Below are 24,705 nucleotides of genomic sequence, written 5' to 3'. Positions count from 1 at the left end.
GGAACGAAAAGCGGCCCGGAAGGAATTTTGGATGACGAGCAAAAAATCCTGGAATGCGGCGTCTCATGCCTTTTTGGAGTGGGATTCAAAGTGAGTGTTTCTCTCAACGGGTGTGTTCATGAGTTTTCCGAGGTCAGTCACTGCCTTGCGGATAGTGTCGGAGTCTGGCACGTTTTCTTCATCGGCAATCTTCTCGTATGTCCACCCGTGAAACACATAACGCGCAAACCATCGATAGTGACGCTCGCCCTTCTGGTACTTTTTAGTTTCTGGCTTCAGACCGAGAGATTCGCATTGGGACTCGATTTTATCGAGATATATATCGACGGCTTTTTCAAGCAGACTCATAATTCTCTGCTTAACATGTTTTCTGGATTCAAAGAGTGGATACCAATCGAGCTCCGAGTCGTCATTGTATTTCAAATCCGCAAGTAACTTAAAAAAAGTCTCCCTACGGATTTGTGCAGCATAGTAGATGGCATCAACGTCTTCTCCCTCGTTGTCATCGCTATCACCTTTATCCACAAGGAACCCGAAGTCCAAAAGGTCGGTTGCATACAGCATGTCTTCTTCACTCATCAAGGGCACTACAAATCCGTCCCAGCGCAACGGATTCCTCCCAACTATATCCGGATAGGTAGACCAGTGCGCTAACGTGGATAGCACTTGTCCTCGGGCCCACAGAGGGAAGTTCCATTTCTTCTCCCATTGTAAAAGGGCTTGAGAACATGGTGTTAAATTGATAATCAAATCCGAATTAACAAATACTTCATAAAAGTACATCCACCATTCATTTATGTCATCGTATGTAGCTATTCCTTTTAGCACCTCTTTAGCGTGAGGAAGTACCATATCCCTCAAGTCACGCAATGGCCGAAATGTCTCATCCTCTGCCTCTAATTCTTCAATGAGACCAAACAACTTAACTCGATGCTTCCACGCCTCGACTTCCGGTGTGGCGTATCGCTTCTCCGTCCCCTTCGCCATATTCCGTCCCCTCCCTTTAGGCACATAATATAGGGGTGAGCATCAAATCCCGCCCACCATGTATTCCCTCCACGGCTGCACCAAACTCATAAAAGACAAATAACCCCACCGGGGAGCCAGCGAGGCAGTTTCACATGCTACGCTTTTTTGTCCATCTGCGAATTCGCTCTGGCAGACGCTCCCGACCAACGGGGCAAGTTCGAGAAGCTCCTGCCGAACTCTAGGTTCAACCCGGTCTACAGCTTGAAGAAACTCACGCCTAGCTTCAGTCTTCGAATAGCCTCCGTCCATGGCTCCCAGACCTATTACTCGTGGTCTGTCCATGACGCGCGGCCCATTGCGCTTCTTAGCCACCATCGTGCCACTCCCGCGAACACGCGTTCCCGTTCGGGGCCTATTATACCATTGCCAGTGGTTCTGTTTCGTGGTATAGAGTATGGCGAAAACCGTTGTCGCTGAATGAAAAAGCGCACCGCCGATTTTCCATCGACAGTGCGCCAACCCTTGATACACAAGGGTTTTTGCTTTCCCTGGTGCGCCTAGAGGGAATCGAACCCCCGCACCCGGTTCCGGAGACCGGTGCTCTATCCGCTGAGCTATAGGCGCAAGCGACAGTGGATAGTATAACACGGTAAATGGCGTCATGCAAGACGAGATGACGGTCTCGGCGCTCACACGGTACTCATCCCGCGGCTGCGGGGCGAAAGTTGCGGGGTGCGGCGCATCAAACGCCTAGTTCCCGTTTGAGCGCCGCAAGTTCCTCCTCCACCGCGGACTGCCGCCGCAGATCCTCCAACTCCCGCGCGACGCGATCGCGCTGGTCCAGCGGATCTTCAAGGATGCCTTCCTCGTGCAACTGCTCCATCGCCATGGCGCGAGCGGTCATCTGTTCCGCCTTCTCATTGGCGCGCCGCAGAGCCTCGCCGACATCCCCCAACTCCCGGCGGATCCCGCTGAGCGACTCGCTCATCCGTACCTCGGCCGCAGCCGCGTTGTACGTCGCCTTGGTGACCTCTTTTTGCGTCCTGAACGCCTGGACCCGGTCCTGGAAGCGCCGCTCCGCCGCCTTGAGCCGCTCTGCCTGTGCAGCAATCCGTTCATGACCCTGCTTCATCTGCTCCAATTGCTCCAACAGCCGATGCTTCTGGTCCAACGCGGCCGCCGCCAGGTCGTCCCGCCCGGCACGGACCGCCGCCCGCGCCTCCTCCTCGCGCCTGCGGACCTCCGCCTCCACCTGTTGCATCTGCAACTCCAGCTGTTTTTGCTCCGTGACGACGTCGGCCAGGCTGCGCCGAACCTCCGCCAAGCCGTCCATCAGCTTTTCGTAGCTCAAGTCGAGCGTCTCGTTCGGGTCCTCCAAGCGGTCCAACAAGCGATTGACCTTCGCCTCCACGATGCTCGCCGCACGCTTCATCCAACCCATGCCCGCATGACCTCCTTCCCCTTCACGTTCATTATACACGGATGGAGGCATGCCGGCCGCACAGCGCGACGAGCGGAGCCCCCGCCTTATGGCCGCACTCCTGCCATTCCAACGTCGGATCGCTGTCGGCGACAATCCCGGCCCCCGCCTGGACGTAATACGTGTCGCGGTATTCGATCACGCTGCGGATGATGATGGCGGTGTTGGCATTGGCCGCAAAATCGACCATGCCGATGAGTCCGCCGTACGGTCCGCGCCGCCAATGTTCGAGTTCGTCGATGATTTCCATGGCGCGGATCTTCGGTGCCCCGGACAGCGTACCGGCCGGAAACGTGGCCAACAAGGCATGGAACACGCTCACGTCGGGCCGCAGCCTCCCGACCACACGGGAGACGAGGTGGAAGACATGCGAGTACGTTTCCACCACCATCAACTCAGGCACACGTACGCTGCCCGCGGTGCACACCCGTCCGAGGTCGTTGCGGCACAGATCGACCAACATGACATGCTCCGCCCGGTCTTTCTCACTCGCCAGCAAGCGTTGGACGAGCTGTGCGTCTTCTTCCGGTGTCTTACCCCGTCCCGGAGACGTCCCGGCGATGGGCTTCATCTCCGCAACGCCGCCGACCGCGCGAAATTGGACCTCCGGGCTCGCCCCGAACAAGCGCATATCCGGGTACTCCGCCATGAACATATACGGCGAAGGATTGAGCTTGCGCAGACGATCGTACGCCACGTACGGGTGAACGGTTTTCTTGACCCGGATCCGGCGGGAGAGCACGACCTGAAAGATGTCGCCGGCGCGGATATACTCCTTGGCCCGACGAACATTTTCCTCGTACTCCGCTTGGCTTACATCATGAACGATGTCCCCCGGCGAATCCCCGTACGCCTCTTCCAGTTCGCGCAGTGCCTTGGCTGCGCGCCGCCATCCGTCACCGCGCAACGCATCCCGCACCGTGTCGAGGGCGGTCGACAGATCTTCCACGCCATCGCGCGAAACGACGCGAGCCAATGCGGGCAGGGCGTCGTACAGCGTCAAGTCCTCGCCCAGGACGTGGATCAAGCCCGCATGCCATTGCAACCGAATGTCGGGCAAACCGCGATCGTCCAGCGTCGTCTTGGGGAGCGACTCCAAATAGTGCACGGCGTCGTACCCGATGTAACCGAGAAAACCGGCCGAGAACGGCACGGGAAGATCCCCCGTCAAGTCACGGATGATACGCCGGATGGACTCCAACATGGCCATGGGGTCGGCGGCAAACCATGCGCAGCGTGCACCGCGAACCACGCTCGCGAACGGCGGCAGTGCGGCAGGCTCCGCAGAAGGCGTGCCGAACTCCTGCGTCAACGCGGATTCCAGCGCGTCTCCCAATCCAGGTTCCGCCGCCAAGCGCACCCAACCATCCTTCACCTGCACCTCGAGGACCGGGCACACGCCGAGGATGCTGCGTCTGTAAGCAGGGTCCCCTTCGTCCCGTGCGGCATCGAGCAAGAACACCTGTCCTTCGGCCAAACGAGCGACGAGATCGATATACAGATGGAACGGGTCGACAGGGACACCGGCGACAACTTCGCAATGGATGCGTTGCATCGGTGATTCCCCCTTCAAACCCGCACCGGCGCCATGGCCAGGAAGTTGCGCAATATGGTTTTGCCGTGCTCCGTCAGAATGGATTCCGGATGGAATTGAATGCCAAGCGCTCCGGTCGGGCGATGGCGCAAGCCCATGATGAGGTCACCGCAAGTGGCGATGATGGTGAACTCGCTCGGCAACGATTCCCGATCCACGATGAGCGAATGGTACCGCGTCGCGACAAACGGCGATGGTACGTCGCGGAACAGCGGATCGCCGTCATGCGCAATCAGGGACGTGCGGCCGTGAAACAACTCCGGGGCACGCACCACCCGGCCGCCGAACGCCTGCCCAAGTGCCTGATGGCCCAGGCAGACGCCCAACACCGGGATTCGGCCGGAAAAATATTGAATCGCCGCGACGGAACACCCGGCTTCATCTGGCGTGCACGGTCCAGGAGACACCAGCAGGGCATCCGGACGCAGCGATTTTAACGCCTCGATCGACACATCATTGCGGCGCACGACCACATCGGCGCCGAGTTCCAGACAATACTGCACGAGATTGTAGGTGAAGGAATCGAAGTTATCCAGGACAAGCAACACGCTCGCTCACCTCTCCTCTGCGGCGCGAACCGGCGATCAGAAAAGCCGCAGCGGCAAGCTGCGGCTGACGTGTCCGGTTCCACGCCTCGCTCGGCTCAACTTGGCTCCGCTCATCTGCTTTCAGCTTACTCGGCCTGTGTTCCTTCGTCAATCTCATTGCACCGCGTTCACTAGCCATACGCGCTGACCGAGGGCATTCCTGGCCACCAGCGAAGTTGCGCTGGAGCCGTCCCGGGATACGGTGAACGCCAGCTCCGATGCCAAGACGTAGCGCCCATCCACCAGATTGTGAAACATGCCGCCTATTACACGTACCCGCCAGGACCCATCTTTGTTCATCGCCACCATGGGGGTGGACGCAAAAGGGGGATTGTAAAAATTGCTGTATTTCAGCAAGACCCTGTCCACGGTTCGTCTGACCGATGCGGGCAAATGGACGTACGCCGCGGCTTGTTTTTGGCGAGCCATGGCTTGATTCAGTATCGATTGGAAGGCTCGGTTCTCCGGATAAGCGCGCGCGGGCTGTTGCAGACCCAACTTGGCATACATCACGGCCTGATTGTACAAGCCCATTTCTTCATACGTGGAAGCCAATGCATAGTCCAGCATCTTGGGCGGAACCTGGTTTTTCTCTCCCGAATTTCTTACCCACTGGTCATACGCAAGCGGAGCGCCGCCGAAATACCGCGGAAAGTCATCGTTGTTGGCCCTTTCGTACATCCCTTTTGCAGCGTCCCACGCATACAACTGAATCTTTTCAAGTGGTCCTGTGTCGTGCACCCAATTGGCAACTTCCATGACGCCGTCTTGATTGAAATCCCCGATATCCGCAACGCCGGTGACTTGCAGAACGGGCTTCACAACTCCGTTCACCCATTTGAGAATCAACACGTTGTTCGCGCCATCGCCAAGGTAGCTTTGAAACGCAATTTCTTCCGTGCCATCCCCTGTCATCGGACCGGCATTGAGTTCGCTCAGTTGTGTTCCCGCCAAGGCCTTGTTCCAGAGAACCTTCCACTTTCCGTTCGACTCACCCATCACCAACAGACCCATGGTGAAACCATTTCGGTAGGCGACCACATATTCATCCTGGCCATCTGCATTGAGGTCGACCGCGAGGTAGGGGGAAGATGAACCAGGGCGATTCACCAGAGCTCCCCCTTTGGGCAAGGCTTGCCGAATGGCCGTCCGAACTTCGTCGGGGACTCCGCTGTAGGAGATGGGCTGTATATCGCGGTGAACACGAACCTTCAACTGGTTCAGTGCGCCACGAGGAATCGATTCCCGACCGCTCGGCACAAATGTGCTCCCGTCCCATCCAAACGTGACGGTGACCGGTGGCAAAGATGGATTGTACATCGGGTCATCCGGGGCGTAATCGGCATATGTGACCTCGAATGCCATACCGCTTTGGGTTGCTCGCAACGATTGAATTTCCGTCTTCTCTACGTCGGAATCAAGACCCACGAACTGATGGTTGTGAAAGAAGAACACAACCTGCCCGTACCCATCGGCCGTCGGCCAGCGCATGCCAACCGCCGCAGTAACCGTATCTCCGTTGCCGATGGTGATGCTGACCGGCTTTCCGATGAGCATGAAATGTTCCGTCGGATCTCCAATCTCCGTCGTCTGGCTCATCACTCGTTCAATCTCGCTGAGACTCGGTGCGCCCGTCATGTCGTTGGTGAGCGTCAAACGGTGATCCTTCCAGGTCACAAAATACCCTGACTCACTGTGCGTAAGAACCTGGATCACAGATGGAACGGGAACGTATGTCTGTTTTCCTGAGTTTGAAGTCCATGTGAGCACGGGCACGTTGGTGAGCACGTATGCGTCCATGGCCATGTGGATGGTGTTCGCCTGGGGCGTACTCAGGCTCTCGAGCGCCAGATTCGCCAAATTTTTGATGAGGAGCGATCTTCCATCATACTCGGCCTGCAGGCCGCTGGCCGTGAGGGCTTGCATCAGCACGTCCAAAGGGAGCCAATCGGTTCCGTTCCTGACCACGAACGGTACATTGTCCGACCAGACATGGCCATTCACAACGATTTGCGCGACTTGTGGCGTGGCTTGCGCAACTTGAGGGACCTGCCTGACCGCTGCGGATGCGGTACACGGGAAAACGAGCCCCATCCAGACGAGGGAGACGGCCGTGACGCTTGAACTGAGCGATTTCTTCATCCGAGGATCTCCTTTTTTATGAACATGGTCATCTATGTCGACGAAAAATGGTCTCGGGCGTTACAGCGAAGATGGGGAGAGAAACCGGATGTGGCATTCAGTTCATCTCTTGCGGAATATAAAACGGATGGAACAATGACGGTGACGATATTCTACAATGCAATCAACCAGAGACCACAACGGAATTATTCATCTTTTCTGTGTTTACATGGCGAGAAAAAAAAAAGAAACCGGTAAGCGACTGGGCCAAACGTAAATCACCGTCACGGCTTACATATAGTCCCACGTCAGAGACGCGATGAAACGAAAAGCTGTGGAGCAACTCGATGCCATGTTGAGGCAACGTGCGAATCCATGTGAGTGCCTTGTGACTCTCTTGTAACTCCGAGCAAACTAAAAATGAAAAAACCCCTTGATTCACAAGGGTTTTGGAGGATTACCGGGATTCGTATGGTGGGCCTAAGAGGACTCGAACCTCTGACCTCACGATTATCAGTCGTGCGCTCTAGCCGGCTGAGCTATAGGCCCTTGTGGCGGAGCTGACGGGATTCGAACCCGCGTTCTCCTGCGTGACAGGCAGGCATGTTAGGCCTCTACACCACAGCTCCATGGTTGCGGGGGCAGGACTCGAACCTGCGACCTTCGGGTTATGAGCCCGACGAGCTGCCAACTGCTCCACCCCGCGTCAAAAGTTCAATTGAGTTACGGCATTGCAACAAATGGCACCCTGAAAGATACCCTCGGTATCCGTGAACCAAGCGGCCTTAACGCCGAACCGATGCTGGTGGGCGGTGGCAGGATCGAACTGCCGACCCCTCGCGTGTGAGGCGAGTGCTCTCCCGCTGAGCTAACCGCCCTGGTGATGACCCCAGGGGGACTCGAACCCCCGTTACCGCCGTGAAAGGGCGGTGTCTTAACCACTTGACCATGGGGCCGCAGCACCGTACCCGGCGTCCCGGCCCGCCACACAGGAGGCGTACACCTTGGCACGGCACAAAAAATTGGCTCCCCGAGTAGGATTCGAACCTACGACCCTCCGGTTAACAGCCGGATGCTCTACCGCTGAGCTATCGAGGACCGTGCCCCGGGGGTATTGCCCCCGGGGAAGGGATTTGGTGGAGCTAAGCGGATTCGAACCGCTGACCTCTAGAGTGCGATTCTAGCGCTCTCCCAACTGAGCTATAGCCCCACGTTTGATGCCGAAGGCCGGACTCGAACCGGCACGGTTTCCCGCACGATTTTGAGTCGTGTGCGTCTGCCAATTCCGCCACTTCGGCATGGCGTGCCCGGAGAGATTCGAACTCCCGACCTCTTGATTCGTAGTCAAGCACTCTATCCAACTGAGCTACGGGCACGCATCGTATCGTTACGTCCTCGCCCTTCCGGGCGGCACCCTTGATTATATCTCGTTTTTTGTTCGATTGCAAGCCCCATTGACCCGCCGATTCGTCCGCCACATTCACCCATCCATTCTTCATGGCGGACCCAGGCCTTGCCAGGGCTGCCTCCGGTTCTCTGATTTCCTGCGGGAGACGAGTATGATAATACAACGCCTGCGGCGAATTTGCAAGGGGCCTGTACAGGCTTTCGCAGGAATTTTTCCTGCCCCGCGGAAGCCAAAGCGGGCGGTCACGTGGACCGCCCGGCTTGGCAGGCAAGCGGGGATTTCGTGGAGCCCATCATGAGACACACCCAGGCCGTGCCTCAAGAGGAAGCGTGCACGGGTGCGGCGACGACCGCGATGGTGTACGGGGGCAACGTGATCGTGATGGTGCCGTCTTTGGCGACCGCCTGCGATCTCGTCGTGATGGTCGAAGCCTGCCCACCGTATTGATCCACGGTGGCGGCGCCTTGAAACCCACCCGCATCGAGGCGCACCTTCACCTGATATGTGCGTGTCGCGCTGCGGTTGGTGAAGAGCACGGCGGTCTTGCCGTCTTTGCGCACCACCGCGTGTGCTGTGATATCTGCCGGCTGCGTGCTCTGCGCCCTGACCATCGTGTCCCCTGGCCGCTCAAACCGGTTGAGCAGCACCAAGGCGTAGTAAGTCGGATACGGCTCCTCCGTGACGTTGGCCAATACCCCGTAGTCTCCGCTCGAGCTGCCGTAGTTGTGCAGGTCCCACCAATCCACGTTGGCAACGCCACCCTCCAACCAACCGGTGAAGTCGTTGGCCAGAAACACGGCATTGACCATCCCGACAGACAGCTCGTTCGGACTGTTGGCCACCGAGTTCGTTTCCGTGACCAGGATCTGCAAATGCTTCCCAGCCGGACCCGCGTAGTCGCGGATCTGTTGTTTCAGCTGGGACACGATCCACGGGATCCTGTCCGTCGCCGCCAAGATGTCGGAAGCCGATCCCGGCAGTGCAAACGGGTACCAGTGCACAATGACGAAATCCGCTTTGCCGCCCGCAATCTTGAGCACGGTCGGGTTCCAATTCGGATCCTGACCGTCGCCCGGACAGGTCAACACCACGCCGACGCGAATGGTCGGATCCACCGCTTTCATGTCCTGGATGAATGTCAGCGCGTTTTTCGCATACGCGGCCGGGCCCTTCTCCTTGTGGCGGTCGACCTCCCAGCTGCCGTAGTTCTCGTTCCCAATCTCCCAGTATTGAACATGGTACTTCTTGGTCACATTCGCGTACTTGACCCATGCGGCAGCTTCCTTGGGGTCGCCGCCGTCCGAACCGTCTCGGTTCGATCCGTAGTTCACCGTGATGATGGGCTGCGCCCCCGCTTTGCGCGCCACGGTCATGAAGTTGTCAAACGTATCCTCCGGATACACGGCGAAGTTGCCGCCGCCCAGCGAGATGCTGCCGTCCTGCCAGTGATACGCGTCCGCCTCCGATCCGCCCGGGAAACGCAGCATCCGCACGCCCATGTTTTTGAGCAGCCCGGGCACGGCAGAATCGAGAAGGTCCCCGTCCCACACCGCGGTGTTCATCCCCCACGCGGTGGCCGGGAGGACGCCGATGGTTCGCTTCGTCCACACCGTGACGGTCGCCGCAGGGATCGCTTTCTTTTGCCGCGTGGCAGCATGCAGCGCGGCTTTCATCCCATGCGCCGGAACCGGTGCCCGCGCGTCCGCCGCACCCGCACCCAACACGCCGGACATCCACGCCGCCAACCCAGCCCATGCGGCCGCATTTCGCCACCAAACCGGTTTCATCGCCAAAAGACCCATTCCCCCTTGCCGCATGCGTCCGCCGCCGTCGCGGCCGCAGCCACCGCTATGAAAACGGTATCATTTTTATTATAGCGAAAGGAGTACACGTTCGCACAGACAACACGAGGGGTTCACCCGGCGCGCGCGAACGCACCGGACGCGCTCTGTCACAGCTCGTCCGTGTCGTCGGGATCCTGGCCCACGGCCGCCATCAGCGTGCGCCACTCCTCTTCCGTCAACGGCCGGTATTCCCCTGGCGCCAAGCGTTCGTCGAGCCAGAGCGGCCCCATCGCCATCCGCTTCAGGTAGACCACCCGCTTCCCCACCGCGGCGAACATGCGCTTGACCTGATGGTACTTGCCTTCGTAGATGGTCAATTCCACTTCCGACACGTCGCCTGCATGCAGGATGCGCAGTTCGCCAGGCTGCGTCACGTACCCGTCGTCCAGCGTCACGCCGCGGGCAAACACCGCCACGTCGCGGTCGCCGACCTGACCTTCGACACGCGCGTAATACACCTTCGGCACGTGACGGTGCGGCGATAACAGCCGGTGCGCCAACTGCCCGTCGTTGGTGAGGATGAGCAGTCCTTCGGTGTCCTTGTCCAACCGCCCCACCGGAAACGGCCGCAGCACCCTGTGTTCCTCCGCCAAAAGGTCCGTAACCACCGGATGACGCGCATCCGCCGTGGCGGTGATGACACCAGGCGGTTTGTTCATCATCAAATAGATGAAGCGCCGATAATCGACCGGCTCGCCGTCGACGAGAATGGAGACTTCCCATGGTACGACGCGCATTCCGGCGTCGGTCACTACGCGACCGTCGACGACCACCCGGCCGGCCCGGACCAGCTTCTTGATGTCTTTGCGCGAACCGATGCCCATGTGTGCCAAGACTTTGTCCAACCGCTCGCCGCCGGATGACATGTTTCCTTACGCCCCTATCCGTCCACCCATCGCCATCCGGGTGGATAGCCGTTTTTCAACCATGTGCCCGCCGCCTGCGCCCAGCCGAGCGCCAGCCCGTCCACGCACACCAGCACCCATCCCCGGCTGCACCCAGCCGGAGCGGGAATCGTCTCTCCGCGCAGGTAGCGCACCGACGTCTCCCACCCCTCATGCGCCATGGCGGTCAGGTCAAGGCGCGATGCGTCAGCCACCATCGCCTTCGGCAGACCCATGGCCAACGCCTGGCTCGGACGGAAGCGACGGGCGGTGATGGTGCCAAGCAACCAACCGGATCGCAGCACGCGCAAGCCTTGCAGATGGGGCAACTCACCGTGCTCCCAGAGGATGTGGCCGGACCGTTCGACGACGCGGCCGCCCGGCGGCAACGCACGCAACCAAGCGTCCGCTGCCCCGAAAACCTGGCTGCTCCAAGCCGCGACAGCGGACGCAACCTCCCGGCGCAGCCGTACGTCATGGCTGGCAGATTCAGGGCCCGGACGCGTGGTGATTTGATCCGCATCGCCGCGCGCACCACCGCGGCGAAGCAGAGCGGCGAAGTGCCCCTCGCCCGCCACCTGGTGCGGCCACAAGCGACGGGTGGCGAGGACCGTGAAATCCGAATGCTTGTCCGCAAATTGCGCCACTTGGAGTTCATTTTCTTCCTCCGCAAACGTACATGTGCTGTACACCAAGTGACCGCCCCGGCGCAGGCACAACGCCGCACCCGCCAAAATCTCCGCCTGTTGCCGCGCGTACGCGCTCACCCACTCCGGCCGCCATGACCGCGCCATCTCCGGCAACTTCCGGAACATCCCCTCACCGGAACAAGGCGCATCGACAAGGACGTGATCGAAGAACTCCGGAAATGCACGCGCGATGCGATCCGGTGTCTCGCAAAGGACCACCGCCTGGATGAGGCCGTACCGTTCCACGTTTTTCAGCAACGCCCGCGCCCGCTCCGGGTGAGGATCGTTGACCACCAACAGGCCGGTCCCCGCCAGCCTGCTGCCCAACTGGACGGACTTGCCTCCCGGTGCGGCGCACAGGTCGAGCACCCGCTCTCCATGGCGAACCGGCAACCATTCTGCCGGCAACATCGCCGACGGCTCCTGAATGTAGTATGCGCCCGCAAAATAGTACGGGTGTTTCGCCGGACGCACCACCTGCTCATCGTAGTACAGGCCATGGCGAGCCCACGGCACCGGTGGACCGATGCCGGGCAGACGGGCGGCAAGCTCCTCGGCCGCCATCCGCTGCGGAAGCACGTATAAACCTGTGGCACGCGGCGCATGGTAGGAGGCGAGAAACGCAGGAAAGTCCGGACCCAACTGGCGCTCCATGCGCGCGAGAAACGCCTCGGGCAACCACGCCAATCCGCATCCGCTCCTTCGGTCCAGTGCGGGGAGTGCCCGGGGCGGCCCCGGGTGCATCCCGCCATAAATAAGCGCGCCCCGCTGCCACAGGCGGGACGCGCCTCTGCGCGGGACCGGGGAGACCTCGCCTTCCCCCGCACCGCGCCTTCCGTCTATCGCCATCAGGGGACCGGACGGGCCCGGAGGGTCAATACTCGTCGCCGTACCAGCGCAACACCTCGTCGAGCGTAAGGCGCGGGCGCCGGTTTGTCCCGGTTTCGTTCAGCCTGTCGTGCCGGACGTTCCACTCCTGCCGGCTCTGGCGTGGGTGCGTTTTCTCCGCGGTCAACTGCCCGTCCTCGTGGTTCCAGTCATCCAAGGAAGCGCCAGGCACCGCGCGATCACGCAGGTCTTCCCGACCCGACGCGTGCGTTGTGTGCACGTCCGAGTACCTTGCGTCTTTCATGTCTGACACGGAAACCACCCCTTTTCGGCATTGTGCGCACCACACACGTACATAATACACCGATTGGGGCGGGAGGAACATCCTTTTTTGCAGAGATTTCGCGCCCGCGGAAGAGCGCGGCCGGAGAGAAGATGCACGGCCGTGGTGACGCGGTGTCCCGAGACCACGGAACGTCAGACGGCAAAGCCGCCGCTTGGCCAGCCGCACGCCGAGCGCAGGTACGCGACGCTCTGGTCGACACCCGCGCCTTCGTCGCCTGGCCCCTCGTACTCCAAGGATACTGCGCCGCGATATCCTGCGCGTGCCTTCTCGTGCAAAAGTTCCTTGAGCGGCACCTGACCTTCACCGCAGGCCGTTCCGATGTAACGCCGGCCATCGAGACCTGGCCAACCTTGCCCGTCCGTCACCTCCCGCACGTCCTTCACGTGCACGTGCACCACGTACGGAGCGAGCGCTTCCCAAGCCGAATACGGCGACTGGCCAACCAACAGGAAGTTGCCGCAATCAAAGGTGGACCCGAGTGCCGGACTCGCCACCGCCTCGAGGATCTGTCGCACCTGTTCCGCTTGACCCGCGAGCAGGCCGTGATTCTCCAGCGCGAGGCGTATGCCGCATCGTTCGGCGACACCTGCGGCTTCCCGCAGTCCCTCGACGACCCACGCGAACGCAGTCGCAAACTCGATGCCCGCTTTGAGATCCCCCGAAAACACCCGCACCACCGGTGCCTTCAGCGCCTGTGCGGTCTCGATGCCGTCCAGAACAGCTTGCAGCGCCTGCCGCCTGGCCTGTGCATCCGGAGCGGCAAAGTCGTTGCTCACCGCGTACGCGCCGACCTTAAGGCCAAGTTCAGCCAACCGGTGCTGCACCTGCGGCAGTTCGCTTGCCTTATCGCGCCAAAACACGTCGAGCAGTTCCACGACCCGGATCCCGCGCGCCGAACTTTCTCCCAGAAATTCGATCACGCTCATCTCGCCCTGGAAAAACCGGCGGTGAAAGCTCCACATACTCAAACACAAGTTCACGTTACTTCGCTCCCCCCTGTTCCATCATCGTCCAACAGAGCGCAGCCGCTCCGACCACGCCAGCCTCTTCGCGCAACGCCGCCGGCACAACCGCCACCGGATCGACCAGCGAACGGATGCCGGCGCCGCGGATGCGCGCCGCCACTGCGGCACAGAGCCACGGCTCATGCGCGACGATGCCCCCGCCCAGCACCACGATGGTCGGGTTGAAGATGTGGGCGATATTGATCACAGCGACCGCGAGTGCCTGCACCATTCGGTCGACGACCGCGACCGCCACCGGATCGCCCGACCGGTACCAGCGAAACACCATCTCCGCCGAGAGCGAGGCAGGATTTCGCGCAGACGGGTGCAGGGACGGTGCGCCATGACGAACCGAGCCCGGCGCGGCTGCGAGCGCCTCCCGCATGCGCTCGACGAGCCCCCTGCCCGACGCGTACGCCTCCAAGCAACCGCGGTGCCCGCAGTTGCACGAAGGACCGGCGAGATGGACCGACATGTGTCCGAGTTCGGCCGCGCCTCCCCACGCGCCGTGCAGCAGCCGGCCACCGGTGACCACTCCCCCGCCGATGCCCGTGCCGAGCGCCAGGCAGACGAAATTCTCGTGACCACGCGCCGCGCCAAACCATCCTTCTGCAAGGGCCATGGCGTTGACGTCGTTGTCCACCCACGCCGGCAAGCCGCAAGCCTGTTCCAGGTATTCCACAATCGGCACATCCGACCAGTTCGGGATATTGGGTGTGCCCGACCGGATGGTGCCGCGCCGGACGTCGACCTGGCCCGCCGCGCCAACCCCCACGCCGGCAGGCAGGCCGAGCCCGCGTGCCAGCGCTTCGGCCCGAAGTTCCTCCACCAGCGGCGGCAGCGCCGCCAGGATGGCTTCCTTGCCCGCGGCAGGTGTCGGGATGACCCGACGCGCCTGGATGCACCCCGTCGCGTCGACCAATCCCGCCGCAATTTTGGTCCCGCCGATGTCGATCCCGATGGCACATGGCGCAGCCGTCCCCGCTTGTGCCAAGGCGGCGGCATACATGCGGGTGATCTCCTGCGGACGGGTGATGGCCGACCCCACCACCACGGCCCAACACCCCAGTTCGATGCAGGTCCGCGCCTGCTCCGGCCGCTGAATGCGCCCTTCCGCAATCACGGGGACAGGCACCGCCTCCACCAGCCCGCGCAAGAGCGCGAAGTCCGGGCCGTCTCCGGACGGGCTGTACGGGGTGTAACCCGCCATGGTCGATGCAACCAGATCTGCACCTGCAGCCGCCGCAGCGACACCCTCATCCACGGTGGCGACGTCCGCCATGAGCAGCACATGTGGAAACGCTTGCTTCACACGGCGGAGGAACTCCGCTGCCGTAAGACCTTCCGGGCGCATGCGGCTTGTGGCGTCCACAGCCACCACGTCCGCGCCCGCCGCGACCACCTCCACCACCTCGCGCATGGTCGCCGTGATGTACACGTCCGAGCCCTCATAGCGTCGTTTCACGATCCCGATGACCGGCAGCCCGGTCGCCTCCTTGATGCGCCGGATGTCTTCCCCGCCGTTGGCGCGGATACCCACCGCACCGCCGAGTTTCGCGGCCATCGCCATGCGCGTCATCATGTCCGGACCGTAGAGGGGATCGCCCTCCGACGCTTGACAGGAGACAATCAGACCGCGATGAATTCGCTCGAGCACATGGCATGCATCATGCACCAACCCTCATCGCCTTCCCAAAGGTGTCGTCCCACGCATCCTCTTCGCACGCGAATAGAAATATCCTTTATAATGTTCGTGTTGATGGAATTCTTTTTTCATCGACGTCACAACAAATCCCCGACCAAGATCGGTCAGCCGCCCGGGATCCGGAACGAACCGCATGCATGCTGGCAAGAAAGGATGATCACCCATGCGTCATTCCCATGCGCGCATCGCCGTGTTTTCCGACATGCACTTCATGGCTTGGCAGGATACGCTTGCCCCGGTAGAATGGGTGGAACAACTGGAAGCCGACCTCGCCGACACGGCCGCCCTTGTACCCCAACTTTTCGTCTGCAACGGCGATCTCACCAACGGCAAGGCACGCGACTACGAGCTCGCGATGCGGACCATTCGCCGTCACCTTCCCCATACCCCATGCGTCTTCACCATGGGCAATCACGAATACTATGGATACTACGAGGACGTTCCGTTCGATTGGGACCTGGCCCAACACCGGTTTTTGCAGTACACCGGCATGCCCGGACTCCATCAAGTGCAGCAGCGCTTCGGCCTGACCCTGATCTTCCTGTCGACCGAAGGATACCAGCCGGATTGGCACGACGCCGGATTCCTCACCCAACAGACGCTGGCCTGGTTCGAAGCGCAGTTGCATGCATCCTCCCCTGGACCGGTGCTGGTTTGGTTTCATCAACCCATCGACGGTACGGTCGCCAAGTCAGAACATACCTGCCTGGTTTCCGAAGCATTGCGCACCATCCTTGCACGCCGGCCCGGAACGGTGTTCATCAGCGGCCACACCCATTGCCCCATGGACCGAGACGACCAATTCATCGTCGACGGCACGACGCTGTTCGTCGGCGGCGGCTGCGCGTTTGGCGACGCACCGCAGTCGCGCTGGATCGAGATCGCCGATGGCACCCTCACCTTTCGCATTCGCGATCACGCCTCCCGTTCGTGGCTTGCCCCATGGACAAAGATTGCGCGTTGGGAAAACGGGCGCTGGCACGTGGTATGACAGCGTACGCCATCCTGCCCCCTCCTCGAACCTCTGTGGCTTTCTCTGCGGGGAGGGAGCACCGTGTGGTACGGTCAATGGTTCGTCCAGGTTTCAGTACAGCTTGTCCAGCACGGCCTTGGCAGTCTGTTCCATCGCCTGCACCGCGCGATCACCAAGACGGGTGGAAACGATGGTGGACAGGATGTCGAGGACGTGGATCTGGACAAGTTTCGATGCAAACGCCCCGCCCTGCAGGGGAGACTCTTTCGCAGCCGCCAACAACACCACGTCAGCCAGGCTGGTGATGGGTGCGCGCGCATGGCTGGTCAGGCAGATGATGCAGGCACCCTGGCTTTTGGCGATGCGCACCGCGTCCACCAGATCCTTCGTGCTCCCGGAGGTCGAGATGCCAAACACCACGTCTTCCGGCGTCACCAACGCACACTGCATCGCGATGACATGCGCGTCCGTCGCGACGTGGGCATCGAACCCGAGCCGCATGAACCGGTACTGTGCGTCACAGGCGGTGATCCCGGAAGACCCAACGCCAAAAAAGTACAGCCTGCGACCGCGCATCAAGGCATCACTCGCCCGCGCCAAGGCTTCCGGTTGCAGCAGGCGAATGGAGTCGTCGAGCGCCTGCGTGTTATGGGCGGTGACTTTCTGCACAATCAGATCCACCCCGTCAGACGGCTCAATCTTGCCCATCACCTGTTGCCGTGGGCTGACCAGGTCTTGCGCCACCGCCAACTTGAACTCCTGAAAACCGCGAAACCCAAGCTTGCGGCAAAAGCGGATGATGGTGGTCTCCCCGACCCCTGCCATCTCCGCCAGATCCGTGATGGAGGAGTACATCACGGCCTCCGTATTGGCCAACACCGCGTCGGCCACCTTCTGCTCCGCCTTCGAAAACGAAGGGTAAAGCGTGTTGATGGTCAGCAAAGGATTGGACTCATGGATGGCTTTGGCCACAATCAAGCCCCCGCTTCTCTCCGCAAGCGTGACACCGGTTTCACGCTGCGGCGGTATCCACCATCATGGGTTAGGCATGGTGGCAGGCAACACATTGCCCGGATGCCACCTCACGCAATTCGGGCCGCTCGGCACGACACCGCTCCGACACCAGAGGACAACGCGTCTGATATGCACACCCTGGTGGCAACCGCAGTGGAGACGGCCGTTCACCAGCCAAAGACGATAAGTCTGGCAACGGTGTCACACCGCGATCCGTGAAGGAAGGGATCGAAGCGATGAGCGAACGCGTGTATGGGTGTGACGGCGAGTGCAACACATCGTCCGTCTTCCCATATTCCACAATCCGTCCCATGTACATGACCGCGGTCATCTCACACAGCAAGCGAATGACCGCCAGGTTGTGCGAGATGAACAAGTAGGTCAGACCCATCTCGTCTTTCAACTGCTGCAATAAGTTTAAAATTTGGGCCTGCACCGACACATCGAGACTCGACACCGCTTCGTCCAGTACGACAGCCTGCGGAGACAACGCGAGCGCCCTCGCGATGGCCACCCGCTGTTGTTGGCCGCCGCTCAATTCATGAGGGTAAGCGTAAAAATGGTATGTCGACAACCCAACACGTTCCATCAATTCCATCGCACGTTGCATCCGTTCCTGCGCGCGCCCAACCTTGTGAACCCGCAAAGGTTCCATGATGTTTTGTCCGACCGTGAGGTTGGGAAAGAGGGAACTGTAAGGGTCTTGGGCAACGAATTGAATCAGCCTGCGGTGCGGTTTCAAGCGGCGCTCCGACAATCTTGTGACCTCGACCCCGTTTAACCACACGCGTCCGCTCGTGGGCCGCTCCAACATGAGGAGGATGCGTACCAACGTCGTTTTTCCGCTCCCGCTTTCCCCGACCAATCCTAAGCTTGTACCTTGTTCCAATCGCAACGAGATATGGTCGCACGCAACCAATGATCCTTTTGGGGTCCGAAAGACTTTGACCAAGTTTTCCATCCGCGCCAACTCCGTGGCCTGCCGCGGTCTCGTCATGGCCATACCTGCGTCACCTCCTCCTCAGCAAGCCAGCAGGCGGCGCGGTGACCGGACCCTACATGGATCATGGGGGGCCTTTGCGCACACCTTGACATCCGATGCGCACAGCGGTCTGCAAACACACAGCCTTCGGGAAGACCGCGCGCCGTGTCAAGCGGCTGCCCAGGGATGAATGGCAAGGGGGTTCTCGGGCCATCGAGCCTCGGGATGGAACCCAGCAAACCACGCAAGTATGGATGCGCCTTCCGCTGGGTCAATTCGGCAGCCGGGAGATGTTCTAAGATGAAACCACCATACATCACATAAATCTCTTCCGCCACTTGTGCAGCGACGGCCAGGTCGTGGGTGATAAACACGAGCGCCATCCCCAGTTCCCTCTGCAAACGCTTCAACAACACCAAGACTTCCGCCTGGACGGTCACATCGAGCGCTGTTGTCGGCTCATCTGCGATCAACAGTTTCGGACGCGTCATCAACGCCATCGCGATCATCACGCGCTGCAATTGACCTCCGCTCAACTCGAACGGATAGAGACGAAGACGTTGTTCGGGATCCGGGATGCCCACTTGCTCCAGGAGCTGAACAGCCTGTCGGCGTGCCGCGCTTGCAGAAGCGATGCGGTGGAAGAGCACCGGCTCAATCATCTGTTCACCGATGGTCTTTGTCGGGTTCAAGTACGACGACGGATTCTGAAAGATCATGCCCATAGCCCTGCCCCGGATCTGACGCATTGCCCTTTCCGGAAGCGCAAGCAGGTCTTGTCCGTCCCATTCGATGCGACCGCTGACGTGGGCCCGTCTTCCCAACAGACGCATCACCGCCATCATCACGGTGCTCTTGCCACTACCGCTCTCGCCTACGATGGCGACGGCACGACCGGCATCCACACATAAATCCACTCCATTGACGGCGTGCACCACGGTGCGGTCTGCGTGGAAGGTCACCTTCAGGTCAGAGATGTTGAGCAACGGCGCCATGTCGCTTCATCCCCCCTTTCGCAGATCAACTGGCGGATTACGATCTCGCTTTCGTGTCGAACGCGTCCCGGATACCGTCACCTAGAAAGGTAAAGCCGAGCAGCGTCAATGCGAACACCACCGCCGGTCCGAGCAATAGATAGGGATAAGAGAACATCGCTTGTTGTCCTTCAGAAATGAGGGTACCGAGATCGGGCGTGGGGGGTTCGATACCCAGGCCAATCAAACTCAAGCCAGCTTCCGTCATCATGTTTCCAGGAATGCCGAACGTGATGGCGACCACGACAGGTCCCATCGCGTTCGGCAAGATGTACCGGCGGATGATGGTGAAGGTGGAAGCCCCCATACTGCGCGCTGCGTCGATGTATCCCATCTGCCGGATCGTCAACGCCTGACTGCGCACGATGCGCGCCATCCCGACCCAACTGGTCGCGGAGACCGCAATCAGGATAACCCATAACCCATGCCCCAGGATCACCACCAGGATGATGCTGAAGAGAAGACTGGGCAGCGCGTACACACTGTCCACAAACCGCATCAGCAGGTTGTCTATCCAACCGCCTTTGTACCCCGCCCATGCACCGATCAATACGCCGACGGTCAGTTCCACAACTTCCGCTCCAAAACCCACGATGCAGGCGCTGCGCAGCGCCCAGATGATGCGCGAGAGCATGTCGCGGCCCAGTCCGTCTGTGCCCAGCCAATGACGCCAACTCGGACCTTGGTATGTCGCCATAAAATCGGATTGCTGATAATCATAAGGTGCAAGCCAACCCGCGCATAACGCCACCAAGACGACCACGGCCACCATCGTGCCTCCGACGACGGCCGTGCGGTTATGACGCAACCTGAACCACATGCGCAGCCAAGGCGAACGACGTGGTATGCGGACGTTGGCAACGGTCTCGATGCGCGCAGCCATGAAGCGGTTCACCGTCCCTCTGCGTATCCGCGCTTGCGGATCCGCGGGTCGAGAATGCCGTACAACAGGTCGACCAACAGGTTCATCAACATGATCACGACCGAATAGAGCAGCGTCGAGTCCATTATCAACGGATAATCACGCCTTGAGGCCGCGGTGGCAAACACCTGACCCATACCGGGCAATCCGAACATACTTTCAATCAACACGGTTCCCATCATCAACCCGGCGATGTGCGGTCCCACCACCGTCACCAACGGGATGAGCGAGTTTTTCAGTGCGTGGCGTAAGATGGCGTCGCGCAGTCCCCCGCCTTTTGCGTACACGGCCACGATGTATTCAGCGTGCAATGACTGGATGATGCTGTTGCGCATGTAGCGAGAAAGGGAACCTATCATCGGGATCGCCAAAGATAAGACGGGAAGGACGTAATAGCGAGGACCCTGAAAGCCGATGACCGGCAACCAGTGCAGCCAGACACCGAACACGAGCGCAAGCAACACGGCCACCACGTACGCCGGAATGGCCGTCCCCAACGTGGCGACAAACATGGTGCTCGCGTCCAACCACGAGTGCTCGCGGATGGCCGCCATGACGCCCGCCGCGATGGAAACCACAACCGCAAGTGCGACAGAAAGGATGGCGATGCTGAAGGAGACAGGAAACGTACGCGCGATGAGCTGCAGCGTCGGGGTCGTCGGAAACTCCATGGAGTATCCAAAATGCAGGGTCAGGAACCCCCACACATAGCTCCAATACTGCACGTACCAAGGCGCATCCAAGTGGTATTGAGCAACAAGGGCGCGCATCAATTCCGGTGAAACATTGATAGACTGCGCGGCTGCATTCACGCCGCCCACCGTGAGGTTCAACTCCAAGAAACTTCCCGGCGCGGCTTTCATCAGCCAGAATGTGATGATACTCACCAAGAAAAAGGAGATGATCATGTAACCGACACGCTGAGCGACGAAGCGAAGCAATGCGGCTCGCACCTCCTGGCGCGAAGGGCGGAGGACGTTCCTCCGAACCTCCGCCCTTGTCACCTCACTGACGCGTAATGTCGTTCAACCAAATCGGAGGTACCGTCAGCAGGAAATCATTCGGGGTGTAACCCTTCACGTCAGACCGAATGAGCACTGGCTCCAACGGGGTGTAGATGGGAAACTCGAACACGTTCTGTTCATGTTTCAAATAGAATTCCTTCATCAAGTTGTCGTCATTCGTTTGATACGCCTTGACGCCGGTGTTGATCCAATCAAGTACGTTCTTTGGTAAATACTTCTTGTACAACGCCGCCTCCTTCTTTGCCCGCACCGTGGGATCGAGGCTTTGATTCGTATCGAGTTGATGCACCTGTTGATATACGTCGGGCGGCAGATAACCCCAATACAGCGAATGATACTGGGTGCCCAGGTACTGATCGAGGGATTGCGGCAGAAGCAATTGTGGATACTTGAAATTGCCTGAAGACTGCACCACCCCGACCTCGTTGGCAGGAAGCTGTTGACCAATCGTGCTGTAGAACTGTCCCGCTTCTTCCCCATCATACTTCACGTTGATATGGAGGTTGTTCTCCCACATCTGCTGGACGGCCTGCGCCACAACGTCGGGTTGGCCAACTTGCGGCACACGGATGACGAGCGTCGGAAATCCTTTGCCGTTCGGAAACCCTGCCTGAGCCAGCAGTTTACGTGCCTGAGCCGGGTCGTACGGTACCGCCCCCTGCGTGATCCAGGGATCAAGCCACGTGGGACAAAAATACTCATAAGCCGGTACTGCTGCACCTTGCAATACCTTCTCCGCGATGGTCTTACGATCAATGGCCATCATCAGCGCTTTACGCACGAGTGGATTCTGCAAGGTGGTGTTCTGGGACGGCGCGATTTGCAGGGTGTATTGCACCGATGTCGGGAAGAAATGCAAGTCTTTGCTCAGCGAAGGATCGGCCTTTACCGCCGGGATATCGGTGGACTGCAGCAACGCTGCGTCGAGTTGCCCGCTCTTATAAGCAAGGAGCGCATTTTGGCTGGCAGAATAAAGGAATACAATTTGCTTCAGATTCACTTTACCGTAATAATACGGATTTGGCACAAGGACGGCCTGTGTTTTGGGCGTATAGCTCTTGAGCATATACGGACCGTCCGAGACGATCTTGTCGGCCTGCATCCAGTCGTTTTTGAACATGTGGACTTTTGGATCGAGCGGCGCCGACCAAATTTCCGTAGGTAGCGTGAGGTCTCGGATCAGGTTGGGATCAGGACGCTCAAGCTTGACCTGGAACGTATAGTCGTCCAGCGCTTTCACGCCGAGCGATTGAGGAAGTTTTTCCCCTGCACGGATGGCTGCCCCGTTGACTACGGGCACTTCATTGGTCAATGCGGACGATCCACCGTCACGTACAGCCGTCGACGGACTGTACGCGCGTTGCCAACTGTAGACAAAGCATTGCGCGGTGACCGGATCCCCGTTGGAAAACTTGGCGTTTTTCCGTAGGTGAAATGTCCACGTCTTATAGTCTTTGCTGTGCGTCCAACTGACTGCGATCCCCGGCCTTGGCCCCTTTGGGCCAGGTTTGACCAAGCCCTCGAAGATGCCAATCGAATCCTGGTACGCTTCCCAAGAAATGATGCCCGGATCAAATCCGTGTCCATCATCGATGATGTACATGGCGAAACTCGTTTTGTCGTCTGCGCTCGCGGCTGCTGTCACAGGCAGGGCAAACACCGCGCCGGTCATGGACGAAACTGCAGCCAAGCCAACCGCCCATGTGGCACGCTTCTTACGATTCGCCATCATTTGTTCCCCCTCCTCGTCGAATCAAGGAGAAATTTATCTCCTTTTGATATCAATAAGACGGATATATTCTCCTGATAGAAAGGTTAGTCGAGAAGCGCATGTTTGTCAATGCAAAAGCCACGCGATACACGTAATCTTCAATAACCATTCATCAAAACAAAAAACATCCCCGGTCACCCGACCAGGGATATGATACCAAGCACCAATTCCACCATGGCGATCAAGATGCCGAAACCTATCAATATGCGCCCGGCGTTCCGGGGCCACAGCGGGCTGTTGCGATGGTACAAAGGCCTCTCCATGCGTTTCCCCCCACAGTACCTGACCACGCGGCCGCAAAGGCCGGCGAGCGAAAAAGCCGCCAGACGTCTTTCATCCGCGCGGTCCCGGCTTATCTTTCTCCCCCTCCGTCGCCACAGCATGCCAAGCCCGCCGCAGCGACCCAGCCGTAGTATACCGCCCGCCTCATTCGGCGTCCAGATTCTGATATCCCCAAGCAGGGCTCGGCCGCCGGCCTGCGCGCAAGCGCCTCTTCGCAAATGCTGCAAAATGAATCAAATTGCCGCTGAGCAAGCCTAGGAACAGATACGACAATTCCGCCGGAAAGACAAGGTAGATGAGTGCGCTCGCAAGCCCCACCTGAGGCAACGCCAGGCGGTCTCGTACGAGATCCCATTCTTTCTTGCCCAATCACCGAGTTTCATGGAGACAAAATACACCAATTGTGCATCATTGTCCATCATTTAAGGAGCAGTTCTTAACCCTTGGGGTGTTGGGGCTTGGCCGCTCGTAGCCCCCCGATGTACACACCGCCATGTCCGTCGAAACAAGCTCAAAAAATCCTCGAAACCTCGTTTCAAGCCAAATTCAATTTGTGTCGCCTATGTTGAGATTGTGGGACGCACCCGGCCGGTGGAACGGTGGGTGTGAGGAAATGAAAGGAGGTTACGATGATGCGGTGGAAGACACACGCGTTGTTTGCCGCAGCCGTGCTCACCGTCGGCACATGGGGCACGGTCACCTCGATGGCGCACACGAAGGGAAACCATCATGCGGCTGCGCAGCAAGCTGTATCTGAGACGGCTGCGCCATCTTCACAACGCACGTTCGCACACCATGGACCAGGGTTGGATATGGGCGATGTCGGCGACGAGATTGCAAACATTCTCGGCATCGACCGAGCCACGCTGCGGTCCGACCTTGCGGCAGGCCAAACCATCGCCCAAATCGCACAGTCGAAAGGCATCTCCGAGCAGACGCTCATCACCGATCTCGAAGCTTGGATGAAGCAGACCTTGGACCAAGCTGTACAAAGCGGCAAACTGAACGCAGCGAACGAACAAGCGCTTCTGCAAAAGTTTGCAACCCGTGTGCAGCAGTTCATCGAAGGCAAGCTGCCACTCGGATTCCATGAAAAGCAAGCCCGCGGCATCCTGCAGCTGGCTGCGCAAGCCATCGGGATCGACGTGCAAACCTTGGTGCAAGACCTCGAACTCAAGTTTGACAGTTAGACCCCCTGGGTCGAGGGTACGAACCGCGCTACGGCGCGGTTTTTTCGCCGTTC

Annotated in this window: 19 protein-coding genes and 10 tRNA genes; 2 read left to right on the top strand and 27 right to left on the bottom strand. The window is 59.6% G+C overall.

Going from position 1 to position 24,705, the window contains the following annotated elements; all coding sequences use genetic code 11:
* Positions 1-63 precede the first annotated feature (63 nt).
* From IEX97_RS05325 to IEX97_RS13950, 21 genes are all read right to left on the bottom strand, one after another.
* A complete protein-coding gene (locus IEX97_RS05325) occupies positions 64-987 on the bottom strand; it encodes a hypothetical protein (RefSeq protein ID WP_188881578.1) in 924 nt (307 codons plus the stop codon).
* 531 nt (positions 988-1,518) lie between these two features.
* Positions 1,519-1,593, bottom strand: a tRNA-Arg gene (locus tag IEX97_RS05320).
* Positions 1,594-1,711: 118 nt separating this feature from the next.
* Positions 1,712-2,410: a PspA/IM30 family protein gene (locus tag IEX97_RS05315; RefSeq protein WP_188881576.1), complete on the bottom strand. Its 699-nt coding sequence runs from the start codon at positions 2,408-2,410 to the stop codon at positions 1,712-1,714.
* A 31-nt stretch (positions 2,411-2,441) separates the two neighbouring features.
* Positions 2,442-4,004, bottom strand: coding sequence for an anthranilate synthase component I family protein (locus IEX97_RS05310; RefSeq protein ID WP_188881575.1), 1,563 nt, complete (start codon positions 4,002-4,004; stop codon positions 2,442-2,444).
* Positions 4,005-4,018: 14 nt separating this feature from the next.
* Positions 4,019-4,591 carry an anthranilate synthase component II gene (locus IEX97_RS05305; RefSeq protein ID WP_188881574.1) on the bottom strand — a complete coding sequence of 191 codons (573 nt, stop codon included), beginning with the start codon at positions 4,589-4,591 and terminating at the stop codon, positions 4,019-4,021.
* A gap of 153 nt (positions 4,592-4,744) precedes the next feature.
* Positions 4,745-6,772 (bottom strand): LppP/LprE family lipoprotein, encoded by a 2,028-nt coding sequence (locus IEX97_RS05300; protein ID WP_188881573.1) that lies wholly within the window; start codon positions 6,770-6,772, stop codon positions 4,745-4,747.
* A gap of 451 nt (positions 6,773-7,223) precedes the next feature.
* A tRNA-Ile gene (locus IEX97_RS05295) sits at positions 7,224-7,300 on the bottom strand.
* 3 nt (positions 7,301-7,303) lie between these two features.
* Positions 7,304-7,380 (bottom strand) — tRNA-Asp (locus IEX97_RS05290).
* Position 7,381: 1 nt separating this feature from the next.
* Positions 7,382-7,457 (bottom strand) — tRNA-Met (locus IEX97_RS05285).
* A gap of 97 nt (positions 7,458-7,554) precedes the next feature.
* Positions 7,555-7,629 (bottom strand) — tRNA-Val (locus IEX97_RS05280).
* 6 nt (positions 7,630-7,635) lie between these two features.
* A tRNA-Glu gene (locus tag IEX97_RS05275) sits at positions 7,636-7,707 on the bottom strand.
* Positions 7,708-7,774: 67 nt separating this feature from the next.
* Positions 7,775-7,849 (bottom strand) — tRNA-Asn (locus IEX97_RS05270).
* Between the two features lie 36 nt (positions 7,850-7,885).
* Positions 7,886-7,961 (bottom strand) — tRNA-Ala (locus tag IEX97_RS05265).
* Positions 7,962-7,969: 8 nt separating this feature from the next.
* Positions 7,970-8,049, bottom strand: a tRNA-Leu gene (locus IEX97_RS05260).
* 1 nt (position 8,050) lies between these two features.
* A tRNA-Arg gene (locus IEX97_RS05255) sits at positions 8,051-8,127 on the bottom strand.
* Between the two features lie 349 nt (positions 8,128-8,476).
* A complete protein-coding gene (locus IEX97_RS05250; protein WP_188881572.1) occupies positions 8,477-9,976 on the bottom strand; it encodes a cellulose-binding protein in 1,500 nt (499 codons plus the stop codon).
* 134 nt (positions 9,977-10,110) lie between these two features.
* Complete coding sequence (locus IEX97_RS05245; protein WP_188881571.1) at positions 10,111-10,869, bottom strand: 16S rRNA pseudouridine(516) synthase; 759 nt, start codon at positions 10,867-10,869, stop codon at positions 10,111-10,113.
* Positions 10,870-10,883: 14 nt separating this feature from the next.
* Positions 10,884-12,263 carry an RsmB/NOP family class I SAM-dependent RNA methyltransferase gene (locus IEX97_RS05240; RefSeq protein ID WP_229776431.1) on the bottom strand — a complete coding sequence of 460 codons (1,380 nt, stop codon included), beginning with the start codon at positions 12,261-12,263 and terminating at the stop codon, positions 10,884-10,886.
* Between the two features lie 187 nt (positions 12,264-12,450).
* A complete protein-coding gene (locus IEX97_RS05235) occupies positions 12,451-12,717 on the bottom strand; it encodes a hypothetical protein (protein WP_188881568.1) in 267 nt (88 codons plus the stop codon).
* A gap of 164 nt (positions 12,718-12,881) precedes the next feature.
* Complete coding sequence (locus tag IEX97_RS05230; RefSeq protein WP_188881567.1) at positions 12,882-13,730, bottom strand: sugar phosphate isomerase/epimerase family protein; 849 nt, start codon at positions 13,728-13,730, stop codon at positions 12,882-12,884.
* A 1-nt stretch (position 13,731) separates the two neighbouring features.
* Positions 13,732-15,411, bottom strand: coding sequence for a putative N-acetylmannosamine-6-phosphate 2-epimerase (locus tag IEX97_RS13950; protein WP_308426185.1), 1,680 nt, complete (start codon positions 15,409-15,411; stop codon positions 13,732-13,734).
* Between the two features lie 211 nt (positions 15,412-15,622).
* Here IEX97_RS13950 and IEX97_RS05220 point away from each other — a divergent pair, with 211 nt between their 5' ends.
* The gene (locus IEX97_RS05220; protein WP_188881565.1) at positions 15,623-16,450 is read left to right on the top strand and encodes a metallophosphoesterase family protein; all 828 of its coding nucleotides are present in this window, start codon (positions 15,623-15,625) and stop codon (positions 16,448-16,450) included.
* Between the two features lie 93 nt (positions 16,451-16,543).
* Here the strand turns inward: IEX97_RS05220 and IEX97_RS05215 are convergent, their stop codons facing one another.
* The 6 genes from IEX97_RS05215 to IEX97_RS05190 form a co-directional block, all read right to left on the bottom strand.
* On the bottom strand, positions 16,544-17,404 hold the full coding sequence (locus IEX97_RS05215) for a MurR/RpiR family transcriptional regulator (RefSeq protein ID WP_229776429.1): 861 nt from the start codon (positions 17,402-17,404) through the stop codon (positions 16,544-16,546).
* A 70-nt stretch (positions 17,405-17,474) separates the two neighbouring features.
* Positions 17,475-18,449 (bottom strand): ABC transporter ATP-binding protein, encoded by a 975-nt coding sequence (locus IEX97_RS05210; RefSeq protein ID WP_229776427.1) that lies wholly within the window; start codon positions 18,447-18,449, stop codon positions 17,475-17,477.
* The gene (locus tag IEX97_RS05205) at positions 18,440-19,423 is read right to left on the bottom strand and encodes an ABC transporter ATP-binding protein (RefSeq protein WP_188881564.1); all 984 of its coding nucleotides are present in this window, start codon (positions 19,421-19,423) and stop codon (positions 18,440-18,442) included. The genes IEX97_RS05210 and IEX97_RS05205 overlap by 10 nt, the downstream gene beginning before the upstream one ends.
* 37 nt (positions 19,424-19,460) lie before the next feature.
* A complete protein-coding gene (locus tag IEX97_RS05200; protein ID WP_188881563.1) occupies positions 19,461-20,345 on the bottom strand; it encodes an ABC transporter permease in 885 nt (294 codons plus the stop codon).
* Between the two features lie 8 nt (positions 20,346-20,353).
* Entirely contained in the window at positions 20,354-21,292 is a 939-nt protein-coding gene (locus IEX97_RS05195) for an ABC transporter permease (protein WP_229776425.1), read from the bottom strand.
* A gap of 97 nt (positions 21,293-21,389) precedes the next feature.
* Entirely contained in the window at positions 21,390-23,138 is a 1,749-nt protein-coding gene (locus IEX97_RS05190; protein ID WP_188881560.1) for a peptide ABC transporter substrate-binding protein, read from the bottom strand.
* Between the two features lie 956 nt (positions 23,139-24,094).
* Here IEX97_RS05190 and IEX97_RS05185 point away from each other — a divergent pair.
* A complete protein-coding gene (locus IEX97_RS05185; protein ID WP_188881559.1) occupies positions 24,095-24,652 on the top strand; it encodes a hypothetical protein in 558 nt (185 codons plus the stop codon).
* The last annotated feature ends 53 nt before the right edge of the window (positions 24,653-24,705 follow it).

This window comes from Paenalicyclobacillus cellulosilyticus, from assembly GCF_014647315.1.
Lineage (GTDB): Bacteria > Bacillota > Bacilli > Alicyclobacillales > Alicyclobacillaceae > Alicyclobacillus_J > Alicyclobacillus_J cellulosilyticus.
Note: the sequence above shows the minus strand (reverse complement) of the source record. Positions and strands in the feature narration are given on the sequence as shown.